Annotated in this window: 3 protein-coding genes; all 3 read right to left on the reverse strand. The window is 27.5% G+C overall.

Annotated features, from left to right (window positions below):
• Positions 1-15: 15 nt before the first annotated feature.
• A complete protein-coding gene (locus tag B2671_RS06090) occupies positions 16-168 on the reverse strand; it encodes a hypothetical protein (RefSeq protein ID WP_346869604.1) in 153 nt (50 codons plus the stop codon).
• Between the two features lie 33 nt (positions 169-201).
• The gene (locus tag B2671_RS06095) at positions 202-882 is read right to left on the reverse strand and encodes a hypothetical protein (protein WP_346869605.1); all 681 of its coding nucleotides are present in this window, start codon (positions 880-882) and stop codon (positions 202-204) included.
• 41 nt (positions 883-923) lie between these two features.
• On the reverse strand, positions 924-2,437 hold a 1,514-nt coding region (locus B2671_RS06100; protein ID WP_346869606.1), incomplete at its 5' end, for a hypothetical protein.

The raw sequence follows: 2,437 nt of genomic DNA on the forward strand, positions 1-2,437 counted from the left end.
TCTATAATCTAAATATTATAGCCTAGAAGTACTAAATCCTAAATCATTTATTTTTTGAGTTACTTTTTTATCTAAAGAATCTGCATAGCTTTCTATATTGCTACATGCACTCTCTGATGCTGATATAGTACTTTTTAAATCTAAATAATCAACTGTCAATACTCCCACTTATGTTTCCCCCATTATTATAACAACTACTTATCAATCTACTCTATTATAACTTTCATCTACTTCATCTATAACTTGTACCTTAATTCCACTCTTTTCTTCTAATGTCTTTATGAAGTCTTCACTATTTTCATAATAAAAATCTATTACTGTAGTGTTATTGGGATATTTTTTTGTATGATCTACTACATCATTTTCATAATCCGAATATACTATCAATCCCATATCTCCATATATCTTTAGCTTTTGAGAATATTTATTTAATACTATCTTTTTTATATTCTCATATTTTATTATCTCTATATAGTACTCTTTTATAGATGCTCTGTCACTCCCTCTATATCCACTATTAATTTCCTTATCAGTAAGTATTATTATTTCATCAGTAATCCATTCTATATTATCGCTACAAGAATTCTTTAATGAACGGAAATATAGAAAAACTGGCATACCTATGAAGAAAGCAATTGATGAAAATGACATCTCACTTCCCATTAATAAAGTTTTGATCCCAACCTCATCTATACTTTTCCCATCATAAACATGTTCTGTCATAATCCAATCACGAGCGGGAATAATTATTAACAACAAAATTAAAGTAACTACTAGCCCATACCTTACCCATTTTCTTTTTTTCCACTTAGGATGCTTCTTTATACGGTCTTGTATTAACTTTTTTCTCTTTCTATTATCTACTCTATATTCTTTTACCATTTTTAACCAACCTCTATAATCTAAATATTATGATATAGTATCTACCATGCATAATTTCCTACAAGCTTGGTAGTCTTAAGCTTTTTATTTTCATAATTCTTATAAGTATCAATATTTTTCTTCCATTCTTTAATTTTACTTTTAATATCCTTTATACTGTTTAAATCAGATATGTTAAGATCATTAATAATTTTAGCTTCATTAAATTTCATAATATCATCTATACGATTTATCCATCTTATACCTTCTGTTATAGGTTTAGGCATCTTTACATTAAGTTTTATTCGCTTAAAGCTTCCATCAAATTCTTTATTATTTTCACTTTGTTTAAATATAGTTTTAATTAAATTTGGTATATGCTTTTTAGCTATATCGCTACCAAAATCTTTGATAATACCTCTACTTCTAACTTTCTCCATATTATTACCTTTAATGCTACTAATAATGGTATCTTTTGCAAACGTAAGAGTAGACTTTTTATCTCTAAAACTTCTTATAATTGTAAATTTGTCATTATATAAATCCTTCTTGAAATTTTTTCTTAGATTACTCCAAAATGGTTTATTATTTTTTATGCTTTTTAATCCATTAAAAAAACTTTTAGGTTTAGAATAATAAATTTCTTTACCTCTTCTATATTCTTTTACTAAAAACTTAGTTCTAAGCCCTTCTGGGCCTGAAAATAAATTTTTTATTGAACTTATATTCTTTGAATTTTTAAAGAAAGTATTAGCAATACTTGTAACTCCTACTATATCTGTGAAAAGCTGAATTCCATCATAAAGGTTTGCTACCCCTAGACTTTTTCTATTTTTTTCCTTTGAATCAAAATTGTTTTTTCTAAGATAATCTGCCCTTGTGTTCATTCTTCCATACCTTGCTGCCATAGCTGGATCGCTATTGCTATATTTAATTGCAGACGCACTAGTACATATATTAGTTACAGCATTTATTATAGCTAAACCTGCACCCACTATAGCTACAAATCCAAAGAAACCCAGACCAACTGTACATATTGTAAATACTCCTGATGCTATAGCTACAAATGATCCAACTATGTCTAATAGAAACTTTCCACCTTTATACTTGTACCATTCCTTAACAGAATCACATACTCCCTTTACAGATGTTTTTATATTGTTATAGGTATTTTTTACCCATCTTGATAGTGATGATCTATTGCTTATTCCAACTGTAAGGTTCACAAAGAACTCTTTTACTGGATTTACTTTTATATTATTATTAGTTTTAAAGGTTGAATATAAAGTATCAAACTTATTGCTTACTGCCTTATCTTTTTCTTGAACAACCTCACCAAAATTTTCTAGTTTTTTTGCAAAATTAGTATACTTCTCTGCTTTTTTTCTTAGATTTTTTGTCTTCTTACGTGCAAACCAATTAGCATCACTAGTTCTAGATGTACTAAATCCTAAATCACTTATCTTTTGAGTTACTTTTTTATCTAAAGAATTTGCATAGTTTTCTATATTCCTACATGCACTCTCTGATGCTGATATAGTACTTTTTAAATCTGAATAATCAACTGTCAATACTC

The organism is Clostridium sp. UBA5119, from assembly GCF_002414285.1.
Lineage (GTDB): Bacteria > Bacillota > Clostridia > Clostridiales > Clostridiaceae > Clostridium_J > Clostridium_J sulfidigenes.

Coding starts and splice junctions, on each gene's coding strand:
- B2671_RS06095 (WP_346869605.1), bottom strand. CDS start 882: ATGGTAAAAGAATATAGAGTAGATAATAGAAAGAGAAAAAAGTTAATA.